18 protein-coding genes are annotated in these 20954 nt (G+C 36.2%); 9 read left to right on the forward strand and 9 right to left on the reverse strand.

The features are described 5' to 3' along the window. Nucleotides 1-17 precede the first annotated feature (17 nt). On the forward strand, nt 18-1247 hold the full coding sequence (locus tag AC07N0_RS21775; protein ID WP_494590976.1) for an MFS transporter: 1230 nt from the start codon (nt 18-20) through the stop codon (nt 1245-1247). 304 nt (nt 1248-1551) lie between these two features. Next, the gene (locus AC07N0_RS21780) at nt 1552-2256 is read left to right on the forward strand and encodes a sulfite oxidase-like oxidoreductase (RefSeq protein ID WP_494590977.1); all 705 of its coding nucleotides are present in this window, start codon (nt 1552-1554) and stop codon (nt 2254-2256) included. A 171-nt stretch (nt 2257-2427) separates the two neighbouring features. Here AC07N0_RS21780 and AC07N0_RS21785 read toward each other — a convergent pair whose 3' ends face one another. Continuing rightward, nucleotides 2428-3006 carry an NAD(P)H-dependent oxidoreductase gene (locus tag AC07N0_RS21785; protein WP_492801333.1) on the reverse strand — a complete coding sequence of 193 codons (579 nt, stop codon included), beginning with the start codon at nt 3004-3006 and terminating at the stop codon, nt 2428-2430. Nucleotides 3007-3196: 190 nt separating this feature from the next. Between AC07N0_RS21785 and AC07N0_RS21790 the strand changes: the two genes are divergently transcribed. The 4 genes from AC07N0_RS21790 (at nt 3197) to AC07N0_RS21805 (ending at nt 7210) form a co-directional block, all read left to right on the forward strand. After that, entirely contained in the window at nt 3197-3637 is a 441-nt protein-coding gene (locus AC07N0_RS21790; RefSeq protein WP_492801332.1) for a Dabb family protein, read from the forward strand. Nucleotides 3638-3789: 152 nt separating this feature from the next. Continuing rightward, complete coding sequence (locus AC07N0_RS21795) at nt 3790-5214, forward strand: MFS transporter (RefSeq protein ID WP_492801331.1); 1425 nt, start codon at nt 3790-3792, stop codon at nt 5212-5214. A 6-nt stretch (nt 5215-5220) separates the two neighbouring features. Then, nucleotides 5221-6006, forward strand: a complete 786-nt coding sequence (locus tag AC07N0_RS21800) for an alpha/beta fold hydrolase (protein WP_494590978.1) — start codon at nt 5221-5223, stop codon at nt 6004-6006. Nucleotides 6007-6124: 118 nt separating this feature from the next. Continuing rightward, complete coding sequence (locus AC07N0_RS21805; RefSeq protein WP_494590979.1) at nt 6125-7210, forward strand: type III polyketide synthase; 1086 nt, start codon at nt 6125-6127, stop codon at nt 7208-7210. Between the two features lie 7 nt (nt 7211-7217). Here the strand turns inward: AC07N0_RS21805 and AC07N0_RS21810 are convergent, their stop codons facing one another. Further along, a complete protein-coding gene (locus tag AC07N0_RS21810) occupies nt 7218-8681 on the reverse strand; it encodes a putative outer membrane beta-barrel protein (protein ID WP_494590980.1) in 1464 nt (487 codons plus the stop codon). A 51-nt stretch (nt 8682-8732) separates the two neighbouring features. Next, complete coding sequence (locus tag AC07N0_RS21815; protein WP_492801327.1) at nt 8733-9284, reverse strand: RNA polymerase sigma factor; 552 nt, start codon at nt 9282-9284, stop codon at nt 8733-8735. A gap of 179 nt (nt 9285-9463) precedes the next feature. Between AC07N0_RS21815 and AC07N0_RS21820 the strand changes: the two genes are divergently transcribed. Continuing rightward, a complete protein-coding gene (locus tag AC07N0_RS21820) occupies nt 9464-10123 on the forward strand; it encodes a phosphatidylserine decarboxylase family protein (protein WP_492801326.1) in 660 nt (219 codons plus the stop codon). A 106-nt stretch (nt 10124-10229) separates the two neighbouring features. Beyond that, nucleotides 10230-11780 (forward strand): FG-GAP repeat domain-containing protein, encoded by a 1551-nt coding sequence (locus tag AC07N0_RS21825; RefSeq protein ID WP_494590981.1) that lies wholly within the window; start codon nt 10230-10232, stop codon nt 11778-11780. A 78-nt stretch (nt 11781-11858) separates the two neighbouring features. Here the strand turns inward: AC07N0_RS21825 and AC07N0_RS21830 are convergent, their stop codons facing one another. The 6 genes from AC07N0_RS21830 to AC07N0_RS21855 all read right to left on the reverse strand — a co-directional run bounded on the left by AC07N0_RS21830 (nt 11859) and on the right by AC07N0_RS21855 (nt 18308). Then, on the reverse strand, nt 11859-12344 hold the full coding sequence (locus tag AC07N0_RS21830) for a GAF domain-containing protein (RefSeq protein WP_494590982.1): 486 nt from the start codon (nt 12342-12344) through the stop codon (nt 11859-11861). Nucleotides 12345-12349: 5 nt separating this feature from the next. Beyond that, nucleotides 12350-12844, reverse strand: a complete 495-nt coding sequence (locus AC07N0_RS21835; protein ID WP_494590983.1) for a hypothetical protein — start codon at nt 12842-12844, stop codon at nt 12350-12352. A gap of 180 nt (nt 12845-13024) precedes the next feature. Beyond that, entirely contained in the window at nt 13025-14497 is a 1473-nt protein-coding gene (locus AC07N0_RS21840) for a DUF4301 family protein (RefSeq protein ID WP_494590984.1), read from the reverse strand. 94 nt (nt 14498-14591) lie between these two features. After that, the gene (locus AC07N0_RS21845; protein WP_494590985.1) at nt 14592-15848 is read right to left on the reverse strand and encodes a metal-dependent hydrolase family protein; all 1257 of its coding nucleotides are present in this window, start codon (nt 15846-15848) and stop codon (nt 14592-14594) included. A 225-nt stretch (nt 15849-16073) separates the two neighbouring features. Next, entirely contained in the window at nt 16074-16802 is a 729-nt protein-coding gene (locus tag AC07N0_RS21850; protein ID WP_494590986.1) for an SIMPL domain-containing protein, read from the reverse strand. 156 nt (nt 16803-16958) lie between these two features. After that, a complete protein-coding gene (locus AC07N0_RS21855; protein ID WP_494590987.1) occupies nt 16959-18308 on the reverse strand; it encodes a glycoside hydrolase family 88/105 protein in 1350 nt (449 codons plus the stop codon). A 142-nt stretch (nt 18309-18450) separates the two neighbouring features. On the opposite strand from AC07N0_RS21855, the gene AC07N0_RS21860 reads away from it, so the two are divergent. Beyond that, nucleotides 18451-20667 carry an alpha-galactosidase gene (locus AC07N0_RS21860; RefSeq protein ID WP_494590988.1) on the forward strand — a complete coding sequence of 739 codons (2217 nt, stop codon included), beginning with the start codon at nt 18451-18453 and terminating at the stop codon, nt 20665-20667. The last annotated feature ends 287 nt before the right edge of the window (nt 20668-20954 follow it).

Here is a 20954-nt window from a genome sequence, read left to right on the forward strand (position 1 = left end):
AATAAACCCTTTTAATAATGAAAAAACGTCACCAAGTACTGTTAGTACTTGCTATTTTATCTGTCATTACTTTTCTAGACCGTATTGCATTTTCTACAGCAGGAGAGCGAATCACTAAAGAACTAGGACTTTCGCCCGTACAATGGGGTTGGATTTTGGGCTCATTTACCTTAGCCTATGCCCTTTTTGAAGTTCCTACAGGTTTATTGGGTGATAAAATTGGAGCAAAATCGGTTTTGATTAGGGTAGTACTTTGGTGGTCGTTTTTTACGGTATTAACGGGTTTCTCTACGGGCTTTGTCATGCTCCTTGGTATTAGGTTTTTGTTTGGCATCGGCGAAGCTGGTGCATACCCTAATATTGCTATTGCCTTGGCAAAATGGTTTCCTGCTAACGAACGTGGACAAGCCCAAGCCATCATTTGGGGTGCTTCGCGTTTAGGGGCGGGTTTAACACCGCTAGTGGTGATTCCGATTCAACAGCATTATGGTTGGGAGGCATCATTTTATGTATTAGGTTTTGTAGGCGTAATTTGGGTGATTTTCTGGTACTTTTGGCATAAAGAAGACCCTACTCAGACAAAAGATATTTCAAAGGATGAATTAGATGAAATCTTAGCGAAGCGTCAATTAGATAATCATGCCGATAAAGTACCCTTCAGAAATTTTCTGAAAAGTAAAAACTTATGGTTTTTGATGGGAATGTACGCTTGCTATGCAACAGGCATTTATTTCTTTCAAACATGGCTACCTAAATACTTACAACAAGGTAGAGGGGTCAGCGAAGACCAACTAAAATATATCAGTTCTATCGCTTTTTTATTGGCGGCTTTTGGTTGTTTTATGGGTGGTTTTATTAGCGATATTTTAGTAAAAAAGTATGGTAAGAAATGGGGACGAAGAATTGTTCCGATGGTTGGCATGGGTATTTCTGGCATATTTTTAATTATCTCGGCGCTTACAGTTAATAATACTATTGCTATCGTCTTGCTTTCATTAGGTATGGCTTTTATGGATGTTACTGCGCCAGTAGCTTGGGCTGTTTCAATGGATATTGGAGGAAAAAGAAGTGGGTCTATTTCAGGGGCAATGAATTCGGCAGGATTATTAGTTGCTTATTTAAATACGGTAAGTTTCGGCTATTTAGCAACCAATTTTGGGTATAATTTTCCTGTATTACTACTAGGAGTTATTGTAATTATTGGTGCATTTTTTTGGTTAAAAATTAATGCCGAAGAAACAATATAGCGTAAATTGTGATTATACTTTTGTAGTAGAAAATCTGCGGGTGATATTTTAACCCGCAGATTTCAAAGATTTGAAACCGCTGATTTAAAGTTGTGAGAAATTAAAAAATCCCCGTTATCTCCGTAAGATTTCAGCATAAATCTGCGGGAGATATTTTACCCGCAGATTTCAAAGATTTGAAACCGCTGATTTGCGCAAATTTAGAGTTGTGATAAATTAAAAATCTTCGTTATCTCCGTAAGATTTCAGCGTAAATCTGCAGGTAAAAAATAGACTAAAAGCTAAAGGCTGAAAAAATACTAACATGGAAAATGAACAACATCAAGACGATAAGCTCGACCGTATCATCGAGGCTAGAATGAAATTGAAAGCTCGTTTTGAAGAAAAAATGAAAGCGACGCCTTCAATGGCTGATTCCAAACCTCAAGGAAAGGGGCCTATTAATAGGCACGGTATGCCAAATACGCCAGTTGGGCAAACCCTAACTGTTAAATGGCCTGTACTAGACTTGGGGTATCAACCGAAAATCCCCTTAGACAAATGGCGATTAATTATTGATGGCGAAGTAGAAAAACCATTGATATTAACATGGGATGATTTTATGGCTTTGCCACAAACGGAGGATGTCTCAGATTTTCACTGTGTAACTACTTGGTCTAAATTAGATATGGTATGGAAAGGCGTACGCTTGTTGGATTTAGCGACCTTAGTACAACCCAAAGAAACTGCCACGCACATAATGTGTTATGGCTATGATACTTATACAACGAATGTGTCATTAGAAGAAGCCTTAAAACCAGATGTATTGTTGGTGCATACCGTAGATGGGCAACCTTTGGCTGTAGAGCACGGAGGACCATTACGAATGATTACTCCACAATTATATGCTTGGAAAGGCTCTAAATGGATAAAGAGAATAGAGTTTATGCCTAAAAACAAACTAGGCTTTTGGGAAGAAAGAGGCTATTCAAACACCGCTTACCCTTGGAGGAATGATAGATACAGTTAGTTTTTAGTTGTGAGTTAGTGAGTTGTGAGTTAGTGATTAAAAAAAAGTAAAATAATTTGGGGATAATTCATTTAGGACGAAGCTCATTTTAAATTGTTCAATCACTAACTTACAATTAAAAACCTAACTCACAATTCACTAACTCACAACTAAAAACTAACTCAATCACAACTATTTTACCCACCTCTGCGCTACTGCCACGGCGTATTCAACAAAAGACTTTACCGTAAATTCATAGATTTTATTACCTGTTGATTCAGAATGCTCATCTAAATTTGATGATGTTTCATGCGATTCATAAATCCTTGGAGAAACCACTGAATATTGATGCGTGAAATTGATGATTTTATTAATAACGGTTGTCAATTCTAAACAAGGTATTTTTCCACCACGTCCATTCGAAACCCCTGCCAAAGCAAATACTTTGTTATCAAAAAGGTGCATAAAATCCTTTGAGCCTAATTGGTGTAAAGCATTTAATAAATCTCCGTTTACCGTCCAATTATACTCTGGACTTACAAAAAAAACTAAATCGGCTTTTTCCCAAGCACCAATCAATTCGCTTTGAAAAGGAGTTAATTCATCTTTGTTAATTATTCCTCTTCCTACTGAAGGAATATCAAAATGATGGAAATCTACCACCGTGGTTGACTCAAAACCTTCTGTATAGAGTACTTTTTGAAGATATTTAGAAAAGCGTAATGAGTTACTGTTTTTTCTGGGCGATGTGGCAATAATAGCAATATTCATAATGTATGTTTTAGGGAAATGGGTATTAATTAAGCCTTAAATTACAAAAAATGTTTAATCTATAGAGTTAACCGATATGGCTATAAAAATAGTTCACAGGTATTTCATGATAGACTTAAGTCAAGAAAAGATATATTTGTTGCGAAACTCTTCAAAAACATTGTAAATTTTACTTATCTCATCCAAAATCATGCAAAAATCAACTAGAAGACAATTTTTAGAAAATTCAACAGCAGCATTAGCTGCAGGAACTATCATGACAAGTATTGCTACCACAGATTCAGAAGCCGCAGCACCCGTAGCAGGCAAACTTTCTTTTATTCACCATGTATTTTTCTGGCTGAAAGACCCTTCTAATAAAAAAGACCATGACCAATTATTAGCAGCCTTGAAAGCACTAGGAAAAATAGAAGTAATCAAATCTGCACACATTGGACTACCTTCTATCAATGATTTTGACAAACCTGTAACTGACGCTTCTTATTCTTTTTCTGTGATGTTGATTTTTGCTAGCAAAGAAGATGAAGAAAAGTATTTGGTACATCCATTACACAAAAAATTTGGAGCAGATAATCATCATCTATGGTCTAAAGTAGTAGTTTATGACTCAGCAGATATTTATGTTCAGTAGTGAATACTCTATTTATAAGCTTAATCGGCAATATAAGTAAAGACTCTAGTATTTTATTAATATATTTTTGACGAAACAATTAAAAAGTATTAGTTTTAAAGTAAAATTATCCTTTTTAATTATTCAAAAAATAACCCTTAAACAAGTTTTCAATGACCACACAATCCAATCAGAAGTCCCATCTTTATACTTTAATGACAGTATGGTTCTTCTGGAGTTTCGTTGCTGCCTCAAACGGTATTTTAATTCCTTTATTCAAGGAAAAATTTGGTTTAGAACAATGGCAAGCACAATTGGTTGATTTTGCATTTTATATCGCTTATACGGTTGGTTCTATCTTATACTTTATCGTTTCGAGTGCCATAAAAAGTGATATCTTGAACAAAATCGGCTACAAAAATGGGATTGTGTACGGTTTAATTATATCGGCGTTGGGTACTTTGCTATTTTATCCAGCAGCCGAAATGAAATCTTTTCCTTTATTATTGTCAGCATTGTTTATTGTAGGTTTAGGGTTCTCGCTTCAACAAACGGCTACACAGCCATTTATGATTGCCCTTGGACCACCAGAAACGGGTTCCCACAGAATTAACTTAGGGGGTGCTGTCAACAATTTAGGTGGAACTATTGGCCCTGTTATTATTAGCTTTGCCATCTTTGGTTCAATTGCAGCGGATGCTGCTAAGAATGCAACCATCGAATCAGTGAAATTACCTTATTTGATTCTAGGAGCACTTTTTGTGTTATTAGCTATCTTCTTCAAAGTTTCTAAACTACCAAGAATTACGAATGACGAAGAAGTAGAAATCGGAACAGGTGTATTGAAATACCCACAATTGGTAATGGGTATGATTGCCATTTTTATGTACGTGGGCGTAGAAGTAACCATTGGTAGTAACTTAGGCGAATACCTAAAAGTAACACAAGGGTTAGATTCATCTCAGATTTCACATTACGTTTCGATGTTCTGGGGAAGTATGATGATTGGTCGTTGGACGGCCTCAATCAGTAATTTTGACGTTACCCCTACTACTAAAAAACTGTTGACCATCATTGTGCCATTCGTAGCTTTTGCCATTGTATTGGGCGTAAATACATTGCACGGAAGCGATATGAGCGATTTGTATGCGTATGCTATTTGTGTATTGATTATGATTGCGGCATTCTTCTACTGCGATGAAAAACCTGTAAGAACATTATTAGTTTTCTCAGGAATGGGTGCTTTGGCCATGATTATCGGCTTATTATCTAGCGGAACAGTTACTTTATTCGCTTTCATTAGTGGAGGTTTATTCTGCTCAGTTTTATGGCCATGTATTTTCTCATTAGGCACAGCAGGTTTAGGAAAATATACCAACCAAGGTTCAGCATACATGATTATGATGATTTGTGGTGGCGCTGTAGTACCAGTATTACAGGGTATCGTGGCTGATACAATCGGTATTCAACAATCGTATTTTGTACCAATTATTTGTTTCTCTTACTTGGTGTTCTTTGGTATAAGAGTACAAGGTGTATTGAAAAGTCAGGGAATTGATTTTGATAATGCTGTTGTTACAGGCGGTAAAGGTCATTAATAATTAATGGAATTACATTTTCAAAAAATTGGAAACGGACAAAAAATCCTGCTCGCCTTTCATGGAATTGGGCAGGATTTTTTGTGTTTTCAACAATTTGGTGAAACCTTTGCTGATACCTACACTACCTATGCTTTTGACTTACCTTTTCATGGAAAAAGTTTAAATAACCATCCCATCGATGGAATCATTACAAAAGATATTTGGAAGCATTTTCTGAAAAGTTTTATAGAACAACACAACATCGACTCTTTTTCAATAATTGGCTTTAGCATGGGGGGCAGATTTGCCTTGGCTACACTAGAAGCTTTCCCTGATAAAATAGAAAGGCTAATATTAATCGCGCCAGATGGCATTTCTGAACATCCAATTTATGCCTTTGCTACCCATTTTAATCTGACGAGGAGGTTATTCAAGTACGTTATTTTTAAGGAAGATAAACTGCTAGTATTAACTAAATTTTTTGCCAAAATGCGGATTGTTCCCGAAAGTTCTATTCGTTTTGCCCATAAAATGCTGGATACTCCTCTTAAAAAAAAGCAAGTTTTTGAATCATGGACTGGTTTTAGGCATTTAAAGTTTGATATGAGCAAACTAGCCGAAATCATTAATTCACAAAAGATTAAAGTAAGTATTTTCACTGGGAAATATGACACAATACTCCCTACCAAACAAGTATTGCCCCTTTCACAAAAACTACCAAATGCTCAGATGATAACACTTGAAGCGGGACATACAAAAATGCTTGAAAAGGTAGTAGAATACCTACAAAATGAAGATAATATGCTATAAAGTGACATTCATTTTATTGTATTAAAACAATTGCCCCTCCAAATTCGTATATAATTTGTATTCTCCTATATAATACGTAGCTTTCATTATCAACAAACGTTTAACACCATCATCCTTCATGAGTTTTATCAATGCTATCGGTACGGCAGTTCCTGAAAATTGTTTTCCTCAGAAAGATATTGCGGAATTCATGGCTACTGCGTTACAAATGAATGAATACGACCAACGACGACTAAAAGCGTTGTATCGTTCTACTAAAATCAACCAACGTTACTCTGTATTATCTGATTATGGTAGTAATATGTCAGAGTACAAATTTTATCCCAAAACGGTAGATTTAGAACCATTCCCAAGTATTTCTCAAAGAATGCTTGCCTACAAAAAATATGCATTGCCCCTTTGCTTAAAAGCGATTGATAATTTAGGCACTCTTCCAAACATCACCCACATCATTACCGTAAGTTGCACAGGAATGTATGCTCCAGGACTTGATATTGAAATCATTGCGTCTTTACAGTTGAACACTACTATTCAAAGAACTGCTATTAATTTTATGGGCTGTTATGGAGCATTTAATGGCTTGAAAATGGCCGATGTTATCTGTAAGGCTAATCCAGCAGCGAAGGTCTTAGTTATTTGTGTGGAGTTATGCACGCTCCATTTCCAGAAAAAAATGGATGAAGATTTTCTCTTATCTAATGCATTATTTGCAGATGGTGCTGCCGCTGTTTTAGTAGCAGGAACGCCTTCAGCGACGAGTCAATCATTAGCATTAAAATCGTTTTTTTGTGATTTATACCTTGAAGGAAAACAAGATATGGCTTGGCAAGTGGCCGACTTTGGCTTTGAAATGACGCTGACGTCGTACATCCCCAAATTGGTAAAATCAGGCATCAAGGCACTGACAGATAAATTATTAGAAAACTGTGGATTGATTACGCAGGATATTTCATTGTATGCGATGCACCCTGGTGGGAAAGCCATCTTAGAAGCCATTGAAACGGCACTAGGCATTAGTACGGAAGACAATCGTTATGCCTATCAGATTCTAAGGGACTATGGAAATATGTCGTCGGCAACAGTACTTTTTGTATTAAAGGCTATCGTCGAAGATGTAGCAATTGTTCGTAAAAATCAACATATTCTAAGCTGTGCTTTTGGGCCAGGACTGACGTTAGAATCTATGATTCTGGAAATCGTTTAATACTCTTCTAAAAACCGTACTTCAACGAGAACATAATTCCGCTACTATATAAATTAACCTTTCCTCGCCCTACTTCTTTCAAAGGAGTTTTCAAATAAGGCTCTGCTTGGATAGAAAGATGATTATTGATTCGTTTTTCAAACCCAAATGAAATATTCAAGCTACTCATGAAGTAATCATTATCTCTTTTCCAAGATACTGACCTAGGGAAGTTAGTTGGCACTGTAACGCCTTCTGGATAATAATAGTCATATCCTTCTGTAAGCATCAAATAAGAAGACGCACCTGCACTTACAAACCAAGTATCTTTAGCCTTTTGTAAAACGTTGTAACGAATATTAAAAGGAATATCCAAAATTTGACAATCGCCTTCAACACTTGTAGGCAAAACAGGGCGGGTAGTCCAGTTTTTAGCCCAAGCATGATAATTTTCGATACCCGTACTATATTTTTTTGAACTATAAACTGCACCTGTTTGAATAACGATACGCTTTGTGATATTATACTCAAACAATATGCCTGCCGATTTACCAAGTGCAAAACCTGATAAGGTTTCTACCCCATTAGCATCTGGTGCAATAGATAATCTAACGCCAAAACGTGAAAATTTATTAGATTTAACGAGCGGGCTAATATGAGGTTCACTGCTACTCTCTTCAAATTCTGGCAAAGTGATTTCTAACGCTGATTTTAGAGGCTTTAAGGGCTTGCTAGTCAATAATGCCAAGCTTTCCGATGTTTTTAATGCATTATCACTCACCAAATTTCCTTGTACGGATGATACATCCTCTCCTATCGTTTTTTGCCTAATATTATCTATGCTTTTTTGTCCAGCACTATGCTGTTCTTTCTGACGAATATTCGATAGCTCCTGAGTTGGACTAGTATGATTAAAATTAGTAAATGATTTAGAGGTTATTTTATTTTTTGATAAGCTTGGGGTAGACTTAAATATTTTTAATGACTTTGGATTGTTTTTTTCATTTTGTTTTGAAACAGCATTAACCTTATTGTCTATCACAGTGCCTTTATCAACACTTTCAACAGATGATTGTTCTTTAGGGTGTACGACTGTTTTTTTATCCTCAGATGCTGAAACAGCAGTAGGATTAACAATATTTTTAGTTAGTTCTTCTTCTTTTGTAGTGCTTTGTTTAGATGCTTTTGATACTTCTTTTGGGCTTTCTAATTGATTCTTTTTTACTTCTGTTTTCGTTGTTAATTTTTCTGTGAGGTTATTTTTAGTAAAATAATATATCGTAATTCCACCTACAAAACATAGCAAAAACAACAATAATAACCATCTTTCGTATTTATAGCGACTTTCTGGTATTATTGCAGGCTGGGGTTCAAGCTTATTTTTAAGTTTATCCAGAGACGACTGGTCAAACGGGATTTCTACCTTATCAGAGGCTTCTCTGAAAAGGTCATCCAGTTCGTCATCGGACATATCCCACCACTTATCTGACATCTTTTTAGTAAGATTCTTTGTTGAATCTTGATTTTATACTTTTGGTTATTTTTAAAAACGTTTACTTAACATTTCCCTCAAATTAACCCGCGCACGAGCTAAATTTGACTTTGAAGCACTTACTGAAACGCCTAGCATCTTTGCTATTTCTTCATGTGAGTAACCATCTATAGCAAACAAACTAAAAACTGTTCGATAAGTTGGAGACAGCTTTTGCACAAAAGATAACAATTCTTCATAAGCAAGATTTGCTGATGCATCATCACTCCTATCGCTTACATTTTCTGCGTATTCTATATCATCATGGTCATAGTATTTATGGTTTTGCCTGTAATAATCTAGTGCAGTATTAACCATAATTCTTCTGAACCAATTCTTAAACGATTTATTCAAATCAACCTTATCGGCATTGTTAAATACTTTTATAAACCCATCATTAACAATCTCCACAGCCTCATCCCGCGTTCTAGTATAACGCAAGCAGACACTCATACCGTAGCCATAAAACTGCTTGTATAGCAATTCTTGACTCTTAGAATCACCGTTACGGCATCCTTCAAGTATGATTTGGAGGTTATTATTCTTATCTGTAATAATGGGCATTTTGAATACGTTTCATAACCATTACGGTTTTTATCCTAAAAGGTTGCGTAGGAATATAGACAATATGTATTTTTTTTTATTCTTTATTTATTCAACAATTAAGATAACTATCCCAAACCAATAATTCATGATTTTCAAAAGTTTTAATTAACTTTGTTTGATTATACCCCCTTAAACACATGACTATCCATAAAGAAAGTAAAGGTACTATTTTAGTTACAATCATTTTTTTACTCGTTTTAAATGGTGCAGTTGCTTATTTTTTTCTTGAAAATAAAATATTAAGCAACACCGTATACGCTTTTAGTGTAGTTTTTGCATTAATAATATTACAATTTTTCCGTGTACCTGTTCGTACCACAGAAAAAAATTCAAAACACGTCATTGCTCCAGCCGACGGGAAGGTAGTGGTAATTGAGGAGGTTGTGGAAACTGAATACTTCAAAGAACCACGTCGACAAGTTTCTATTTTTATGTCGCCTATCAATGTTCACATCAATTTCAATCCAATTTCTGGTATTGTTTCTTATTTCAAATATCATCCTGGGAAATATCTAGTAGCTTGGCATCCAAAATCAAGTACTGATAATGAAAGAACAACCGTTGTGGTAAAACACGATAATGGCACAGAGGTTTTATTCCGCCAAATTGCAGGTGCATTAGCCCGTAGAATTTGCTGGTATGTAAAAGAAGGACAGACAGTAGAACAAGGAAAAGAATTTGGCTTTATCAAGTTTGGCTCAAGAATAGACATTTATCTTCCTTTAGATGCTAAAATTTTAGTGAATTTAGAAGACAGACCAATAGGCGGTGAAACAGTGATTGCTGAATTAGCCTAATATTTTTCTAAACAGTATATATACCGAAGGGTAAATTAAAAATTTTAAGTATTTTTAATTTACCCTTTTTGTGTTTAAAACCATTTTTATACTTCAATCTCAAGAAATGTTAAATCGTTTATTATTTATCATTGTAGTTTGTTTACTTTGGAACTGTTCTGGTTCAAATAAAACGGAGACTTATGTCCCTCCTGTCCCTTCTAATAAAAGTGGGAAAGAATTAGCCCAGACCTACTGTAGCAGTTGCCATCAATTACCCTCCCCTGATTTATTAGATAAGACTACTTGGGAAAGAAGCGTATTGCCTAAAATGTCGTATAGATTAGGATTAGAGCCTGATCTCTTTAAAGTGTACGACGGAATGTCTCCCGAAGAATTACCAATTCTTGCTGCTGCCAATGTATTTCCTGAAAAACCCGTGATTGCTCCAGAAGATTGGGCTAAAATTATCAAATATTATATTGATAACGCTCCAGAGAAGCCCCTTCCACAAGCCCCAAAAGAAAAGGTGTCTGTGGGTTTAAGCAACTTTAAGGTGGTGGAAATAGAAGGAACGCCTAACAAAGTACCTTATGTAACATTTGTTAAATTTAATCCTGCTCAAAAAAATATTTATATAGGCTGGCGCGGATTACAAAGTTTCCTAAAAATTTATAATTTAGGGTTTACACAAACAGATTCTTTGGCCGTTCCTAGTCCTGTTTCAGATGTAGACTTTTCTACAAAAAATAGTAGAGTATTGACTATGGGGTTGATGGCTCCTACTAATTTAAGCCAAGGCAGTTTGTTTGAAGTCAATGCCCAGAAACAACAAAAGCCCATTGTAGAATCATTACAGAGACCTGTACAGGCAACTTTTGGTGACTTAAATCAGGATGGACAAGAGGATTTTATCCTTTGCAATTTTGGTAACGAAATCGGAAAATTAGCTTGGCATGATGGTAAGAATAAACAAGAACACCTTTTAAAGGCACTCCCAGGTGCCAGAAATACATTTATTAAAGACATGAATGGCGATAACCTCCCCGACATAGTGGCATTGATGACACAAGCACGAGAAGGTATTTTTATCTTTTATAACAAAGGCAATGGGAATTTTGAAGAAAAACAAGTTCTTTCCTTCCCTGCGGTATATGGTTCTAGTTACATGGAATTAGCGGACCTCAACAAGGATGGCTTCATGGATATTTTGTATACCAATGGAGATAATGCTGATTTTTCTATTATTCTCAAAAGCTATCATGGCATCAGAATCTTTATGAATGATGGCAAAAACAATTTTAAGCAAACTTATTTCTATCCGATGTTTGGAGCATCCAAAGCGATGGCAGCCGATTTTGATTTGGATGGAGATTTGGATATTGCTGCGATTTCATTCTTTACAGACCCTACACAAAAGCCTCATGAAGATTTCTTGTTATTAGATAATCAAGGGAATAATCAGTTTAAGGTTGCTACGTTCCCTGAGGCTACTCATGGAAAATGGATGGTGATGGATGTAGGAGATATGGACCAAGACGGCGATGCTGACATCATACTAGGCTCGTTTTTACGAAGAGGTATGCCTGATGTTGAACAGTTAAACATGGGGCGGAAATTGCCTCCCTCTGCTATTATTCTAAAAAATAAAAAGAGAACAGCAAAGGCTATTCTCTAATCATAAATTTTATCTTGTTCATGAAGAGGAATACATTTTCTTCTTCATGAATATTGCTCAAAACTACAGCCTTACCAATTAAACCATTTCTTCTATTAGCTTAATGATTTGCGATAGACCTTCTGCATCTTCTTCAGAAAAATCGTCTAATTCATCTGAATCTACATCAAGGACAAGGAAAACTTCTCCGTTTTTATTGATAGCTGGTAACACAATTTCAGATTTTGATGCCGAAGAGCAAGCAATATGCCCAGGGAAAGCCTCTACATCTGGCACGATGACAACTTCTTTAGTAGTATAAGCATGCCCACAAACGCCTTTACTGAAATTGATGCGTGTACAAGCAATGGGCCCTTGAAAAGGCCCTAATACTAATTGATTCTCTTTTTGTAGATAAAAGCCTACCCAAAAGAAATTGAAGGCTTCTTTTAAAGCTGCTGATATATTAGCAAGGTTTGCCGTTAAATCGTTTTCTCCTGAAACGAGTGATTTGATTTGTGGCAAAAGACTTTCATAAATTTCTTTACGATTAGTCGTTGATGGAATATACAAACTTTCTGACATGCGTATTAAGCGGTAATAGGTTGGAAGTAGCGTTTCATCCAGCTTTGTGCTGCACTTACTTGCCAATTGTTTTTAAATTCGCCGATATTAGCCACTAAATTATTAAAGATTAAAGTATCTGGATGAATGATTCCTTCGGCTACAAGGCTTTTAATTTTCAACATCTCTACGCTATGAAGGGCATCTTGATGAATAAACATAATAGAGCGGTCGAAGAAATTAATATTCATTTCCGCACTAAGTTCTTTCAACCAACGCGTAGAAGCATCAATAGAACAACCAGACGCTTGATTTTGAGCTTCGTCTACGGCCACCACAATAAAACGGTTATGTAATATTTTTACCGAACCTACTAAAGGAACGCCATGTGCTGCCCACTGATTTACCTGTGCTTCAAGGGTTTCTAGCACATAAATAAATTCAGCATCGGTTAAATTTTTATCAGTTTGGTATACCCATACACGGGCATAATCGGGCATTTTTTCAAAAGGAATAAACATATTTTTTCTGTTTTCTTTTTCACTAAAGAGATAATGATTTTTAAGCAAAATCAGTTCCTAAAAATTAACGGCTTTAACCTGTAACTCCAAGAGTTTACAAATTAAAGCCGTTAACGTATATAGTTAATGAGTTGAAAGTTTATGAGTCAAAGGGATTTTATAAACTTCATTCTCCTTCTTTTATTGATGTTCGTCTCTTAACAAATCATTCACTGTTTTTACAGGATTGAATGTAATTAAAGGTACTTCTACGAAAATGGTATTCCAATCAGCCATTGCTCCATTCCAAAGACCTGGTAATTCTTGTGCTTTCAAGTCTTTACCATCTTTAGATTTTTGGGTAACAAAACCTGTTTTAGGGTCACGGAATTTTAGTAAATCGAATTTTTCGCCCTTGCTATTTTTCAAAGCACAAATTAAATCCACAGGGTTGAAGTGTGTTGAATTATTGAAAATTTCTTTCTGCTTTTCATCATCTAAATCAACCTGAGCTGATTCAACAATTTGTAAAGAAGTGGTTCTGTCAGCATTTTTACACCAGAAAGGACCACCCCCAGGTTCACCAGTATTTTTCACAACTCCACAAACACGAAGCGGACGGTTAAGCTTTTTAAGGAAATAAGCTATTTTGTCATTATGAGGTAAATCTGTAAAATTTGATGGCTGTAATACACACAGTTCTTTTTCAAAAAACTCAGTCAATTCTATAATTAATGGTTGTGAAGCAAACTGAGTTAATTGATGCTGATAATCAAATATTTTTTCTTGATAATACACCAATACCCCTGCTAAGGCCTTTTTGTAATCATAAGTAGTTTGTTTGATACGATCTGGCACCACATTATCAATGTTTTTAATAAACACGATATTGGCATCAATATCATTCAAATTAGCTAACAAAGCTCCATGACCTGCTGGACGAAACAATAATGACCCATCTTTTTCACGAAAAGGTGTGTTGTCTAGGTTTACCGCAACAGTGTCTGTCGAACGACGCTGTTCAGAGAAGGTAATTTCGTAGCTAACGCCAAAAGTAGTTTCATAAGTAGGTACTACCTTATCTAAAAGCATCTTAAAGCGACTTAAGTGTTCGGGCGAAACTGTAAAATGTAGTTTTACAACGCCGTCAGTGCTGGCATAATTTGCACCTTCTACTAAATGTTCTTCAATGGCTGTTCTATTGCCTGTTTCATATTTATGAAATTTTAAAAGTCCTTTTGGTAATGAGCCATATTCTAACCCTTTGCTTGTTAAATAATAGTCAGCAATGGTTTTTTCGTCGGCATTTTCAGGGAGAACTTTCTGCAAATCGTCATAAAATGCAAACTCAGGTAATCGTTCGAAGAACTGATTTGTTGATTTATCTGATTTTCCTTCTTCCAAAAAGGCAAATAAAGACTTAAACATCCTTGAGGCTGCACCCGATGCAGGAACGAATTTCAATGGCGTAATGCTTTTTACTTTACTTTCATAAAGGCTTACATACTCAGCCAATTTCTCGTCAGAAAGCTGTATAACACCATTTTCAGGAGTAGCCGCTTTTTGAAGCTGCATAAATGGGAATCCATCTTTGAAATCCTGAATTTGCTGTTGAACAGTATCTAAGTTAATGCCTAATTCTTGAATTTGATTGAGGTCGTTTTGAGTAAACATAGTAATTTGGTTTGCGGTAATCAATATATGCAGTAATAACTTATTATCTTTCTTACAAATATATAAGTAAAAAATTATACCAGCCTGTTAGGTATTATTTTTTATAAATAATGCCATTTTTCATCACAAATATCACATTCCTGATACTAGAGATGCTCTTTTCTGGCTCCCCTTCAACAGCTATTATATCTGCAAAATAGCCATTTTTTATTCTTCCTAGCTCTTTTAACCTAAATACTTCTGCATTAACAGCGGTCGCCGATTGTAAAACATCCATAGGCTTCATCCCATATTCTACCATCAATTCCATTTCGCGGGCATTTTCTCCATGTGGGAACACTCCTACATCCCCACCCATACAGATTTTTACGCCTGCATTTAAAGCTAATTTAAAACTCTTGCGTTTTTCCTGAATACGTGTTGGCTCAGGCTCTTGTCCTTTTTTCCAACCTTTATATTGAGTAGTAGCATCACCAGCGGCTAAAGTCGGGCAAAAACATACCCCCTTTTCTTTCATTAAAGCAAATACTTCCGCAGTTGCTCCGTCGCCATGTTCTATTGTTTTGATGCCCGCCATTATTGCCCTCCGCATTCCTTCGGCCGTGGAAGCATGAGCTACTACATCCCTTCCCGAGCTCTTGGCTATATCAACGACTAATTTTAATTCTGATTCTAAAAAAGTAGGCTGAGCATCTTTAAAAAGTCCCCAACGGTAATCAGCATATACTTTTATGACATCTGCTCCTTTTCCAATTTGAGTTCTCACGGCTTTTGATAAATTATCTATCCCGTCGGCCTCCTCTGCTCCTTGAATTACATTTACATCTGACTGAAAGCCTTTAGGTCCATAACTACCTGTAACGACCAATGCTCGCCCTGCTACTAACATTCGTGGGCCTACGATAATACCTTTTTCGATAGACTGCTTCAAACCTACGTCATCATAGTCTGAACCTTCTGTACCTAAATCTCTGACAGTAGTAAAGCCAGCCATCAAAGTGTTTTTAGCATGAATGGTTGCTCTGATGATACGTTCAGCACGGGATTCTTTCAGTACTTGGTCATCCCAAGAGGTTTCATTATAGGGATGAAGTAACAAATGGGAATGTCCTTCAATCAGCCCAGGCAATAAAGTAGTATGAGGTAGGTTGACAATTTCCGTATTTAACGGAACGCTCAGGTTTTCGCCTACTGCAACAATTCTATCTTTTTGAACCAGTACCTGCCAATTTTCATGAATCACCTCTCCATCGAAAACGCGTGAAGGTTTCAACAAATAAGTATTTTGTTGTGCAAAAGATGGTAGGCAAAAGAATAAAAGGATTATTGAGTAAAGTAAATATTTTTTCATGTTTGCTGAAGAAGTTAGTTTATAAACAAAAATAGCACGACTACTGAGAATCGTGCTATTAAAATGTTTTTTTTTAGATATAAGATGTTAGATGCAAGACTCTAGACGAAAGACACAAGACTTTAAACAAAAGACATTATATGTCCCTTCCGTTTACCTAGACGCAATCACCTTACTCCTTAAAGTCTTGTGTCTTTCGTCTAACATCTTGCGTCTTGAGAAAAACTATTTAATTCTAAAAACAGTTTTCATCTCATATCTCACTTTAATCTTCTGTACATCAACAGTACTTTCAGGCATGGCATCTGCTGCCTCTACTCTTGCTGATTTCATCATCATGTTTGAATACATCGGTGCTGGGGCATATCCGTTATCTATTTCATAGATTTCTAATGCTTCGCCCAATTGCTCTCCAATTCCTTCAAGTAAATACTTTGCTTTATCCTTTGCAGCTTGCAATGCTTTTATTTTAATCTCTTTTCTTAGTTGCTCTATTTTAGAATATTCAAAGCGTTCGATATTGGTAGACGCAACACCTTTATCGTCTACTTTAGCAATGATTCCATCAATTTTATAAAGATTAGCAACTTTAATTACATAGTTTTTACTCTCCAAAAATATCGTTGGTTTTTTCTTACCAAACCATTCACGGTATCCATTGATATTACCTACTGTAAAGTTTTCTTTCGCAATACCAGCCTCTTCAATACCCTTTTGGAGTTGTTTCTCTAAAGTCATGATATCAACTTTATTTTTGTTGTCTTTGTCCTTAAAGTACTCTCTGAGCGTAACAGATACATATATTTCATCGGGCAATACTTCTTGTTCTGCACTTCCTGTTACTTCAATTTTTTTAGGTTGAGGTTTCTCTACGATTACTTGTTGTGCAGTGCTTGCAAAAGCTCCTAGTCCGAAAGGAACAACGAGCATTAATAGTTTAGCTAATTTTTTCATCTGATTGTTTAATTTGATTTGACAGGGAAACGAGCCTTTTGCTTGAAAAGTATTTTATTAACAAAAGATTAACATTGCACATAAAGATAAAAATAAAGAGCCACAAGATTGAGATTGATGCTCAATTTGTGGCTCTTGGATAAAAATAGACTGTTATTATTTGTTGTACTGCAAAGCACTATCGTTAATAGTATATTTTCCAGATTTCATTAACTTCAACATTTCTGCACCCGCCAATAACACAGGACCATAACCATGTGCCGCCAATACATTTACTGGACGGTAATAATAAAAAGCTGGGTCAAAGCCCATTCCTGTACCTACACAAACGCCTTCTACTTGTCCACCTGCATTTACTTTAGTCGCTACAGCATTCCATGCTAATAAAGTAGCTGGTCCATACGCTTTAGCATCCAACCACCCTTTGTTGATAGCTCTAGCAAACGAGTAGGCATAAATAGCCGTTGCCGATGTTTCAAGATATGAATCTGGACGGTCTAGTAATTGATGCCAGAAACCACTTCCTGTTTGGTATGAAGCCAAGCCTTTTGCATGGGCTTTTAACAATGTCAATACTTCTGCACGTCCTGCATGATTCTCTGGTAAAACATCTAATAATTCAACCATCGTCAAAACAGCCCAACCGTTGGCACGTGCCCAGTGGAATTCAGGGTGTGTTTCCATATCTGCTACCCAACCGTGCATAAATACGTTTTTCTGGTGATTAAACATTCTTTTAGAAAACTGAGAAACTTGTTTAACAGCATCATCAAAATAACGATTATCGCCCGTCAATTTACCCATTTGTGCTAACGCAGGCACACCCATGAATAAATCATCTAACCAAAGCGTATTCGCTTGCGGACGGTTACGCGCTAATGTACCGTCAGCAAAACGAAATTCTTTCGTGCTGATATAATTCATGTAATTATCAATCAAAGGGCGTAAATCTGTTTTGATAACCTTCCCTGTGGTTGCCTTAATCATGGCTGAACACACAGCACCACAGTCGTCTAAAGCATGCGGCATCACTACTTGACGAAGTCCTTTGCTCTTAGGATTTTGCTTCAATACTTCTTTGAAATAAGGTGCTTTATCTGCTAGAAAAGTCATTCTTTTACGAGCATACTCATTAAAGCGGTCATCACCAGTAGCCTCGCTAGCTGCTAACATTCCTGAGTAAGTAACGCCCCATTCGTAGCTAGTTAAACTAAAAGTCCCTCTTTCTACAACGGCACTGGTGTCTATTTTAGAAAAATCTGTAATCTCCTTTTTAGTCGTATTACTAATTACTTTGGTAGGTGTTACGGCATCCAAATATTTATGTACTCTATTGAGCAACTGGGTAACCTCCTCTACTTTGGGTGTAGTATAAGCCACAGGATAATCTGGCTGAGCAGTATGAAGCATTTCTGAATGAAGAGGCTTTTTTTGCTGTGCCAAAGAAGGTAAAGCTGTAGCTAAACATAACAGAAAGATAAAAGAGCTTTGTTTAATTTTTTTCATGCTTGAATGTATTATGGTTGTTGAGAGCATAAAGGCAATACTCTCAGAAATCTAATGAAGTTTAATGACATTTCATGATAAGATTGGTTATTAAACTATACAAAATGAGTTAATTTGGCATAAATAATTAAAAAACAATAATATGTTTAATCACTCTCAGAAAACGTTTTATATCATTTTAGGTCTTTTTCTCATCAGCTTTGGTCTTTCAGCCCAGAAGCCCGTGGTCACAATTCCTATTCAAACTGCACAGAATGCCTTGGTTTTTCAAACAGATAAAGAAAACCGTCTCGGAACAGTTTTCTTCGGCAAGAAACTCGCTCAGGCCTCAGAATATCCTGTTGTTTCTAAGGAATATAAAATCAGCGATGAAAATTCGGGGATTTTCAACTCCGTTTACACGCCTAGCGGTACTTGGAACTTGGTAGAACCTGCTATTCAAGTAAAACATGCTGACGGCAATACTTCGTTGGAGCTAAAATACGTAAGCCATGAAGTAACAAAAATTGATGAGAATGTTTCTCAGACAATGATTATCCTGAAAGACCCTGTTTATGCGGTAGAAGTTAGGCTTTTCTACAAGACCTATTTCAAAGAGAACGTCATCGAACAATGGTCTGTTATCAAACATCAGGAAGCTAAAAACATTACTTTACAAAAGTATGCTTCTGCCAATTTGTATTTCATGGCGGATGATTATTACTTAAATCATTATCATGGTGGTTGGGCTAAGGAAATGAAGCCCGAGGAAACCAAATTAACGGCTGGAATTAAAACATTAGATTCTAAATTAGGCACAAGAGCTAACTTGTTTCAGCCTCCTACCTTCATGTTATCTTTCGATAAACCTGCTACGGAAGATTACGGGAAAGTATTGTTAGGTACATTAGCTTGGTCTGGTAATTTCAAGATTGATTTTGAACTAGATACTTATCATAATCTTCGTCTATTGGCAGGTATCAATTCTTTTGCTTCTGAATATTCTTTGGCTAGTAATGAGGATTTCAAAACGCCTTCGTTCATCTTTACTTTCTCTGATAATGGAAAAGGTGAAGCTAGTAGAAATATGCACAACTGGGCTAGAAAATACAGGATTTTGGATGGTGAAGGCTCAAGACTAACATTACTAAACAACTGGGAAGCTACCTATTTTGATTTTGATGAGCCTAAAATTACAGCATTATTCAAGGATGGTAAAAAGTTGGGAGTCGATATGTTCTTATTAGATGATGGCTGGTTTGCTAACAAATACCCAAGAAATGGCGATAATGCAGGCTTGGGTGATTGGCAAGAAAACCGTAAAAAACTCCCAAATGGCATTGGATATTTAGTAAAGGAAGCCACAAAGGCAGGCATTAAATTTGGGATTTGGGTAGAACCAGAAATGGTGAATCCGAAATCTGAGTTGTATGAAAAACATCGTGATTGGGTAATCCGTGAGCCTGAACGCCCAGAACAATATTTTAGAAATCAATTGCCTTTAGACTTGTCGAATCCAGAAGTACAAGATTTTGTATATGGTGTAATTGATAACTTATTTACTAAAAATCCAGAGATTGCTTTTATTAAGTGGGATTGTAATGCCGTAACCTACAATGCTCATTCAGAATATTTACAAAAGAAAGGACTTCCCCAAACACATTTGTATGTAGAATATGTACGTGGATTGTATAAAGTATTAGAAAAAATCAGGGCTAAATATCCTAAAGTGCCCATGATGTTATGCTCTGGCGGAGGTGGAAGAGTAGACTACGAAGCCTTGAAGTACTTTACTGAATTTTGGGTAAGTGATAATACCGACCCACTTGAAAGAGTATTTTTGCAGTGGGAATATTCTTATTTTTATCCAGCTATCGCTCAGTGTAATCATATTACAGATTGGAGTAAAGTAGGTATTAAATACCGTACTGACGTAGCAATGATGGGTAAAATGGGGTATGATATTGTAGTAAGCCAACTTTCAGAAAAAGAATTGCAGTTTAGCCAACAGGCATTGGCAAACTATAAGAATGTTAGTGATGTTATCTGGCATGGTGATTTGTATCGTTTGAAAAACCCTTGGGAGAATCCTTATGCTTCGTTGATGTTTAGTAATAATCAACAAGACCATGCGGTGGTGTTTTCATACTTAACGACGAATCGATATGACCAAGTATTCAGCATTACGCCTGTGAAATTAAAAGGATTAGACCCTAAGAAACGATACAAGGTTCAAGAGATTAATATTTATCCTGATACAAAGTCTAGTATGGCAAAAGACCTTGTTTACTCTGGCGACTATTTGATGAATGTAGGTATCAATCCAGATATTACACGCAGAAGAACAAGTGTAGTACTAGAACTGACAGAAGTAAAATAGAAGCTTTCAGTAATAATCTTGTTTCAAAAAACATGAATCATCTCGAATTTTCTTTAAATAGGAAGTTTAACAAAATAGCCTCATAGAGGCTATATATCGGTAGTAAAAATGTAAACAACATCCCCCTCCAAGCCCCATCGGGGCGAAATATTTCGCCCCGATGGGGCTTGGAGGGGAAATAGGATATTTGTTCTACCGATATAGTGTTCCTAACGAAACTATACTCTGTATCAATAAATCAAAAAAGCGGTCGAAATTAGTTTTCGACCGCTTTTTTGATGATTTTA

It is taken from the genome of Arcicella sp. GW821-FHT09D11 (assembly GCF_059416265.1).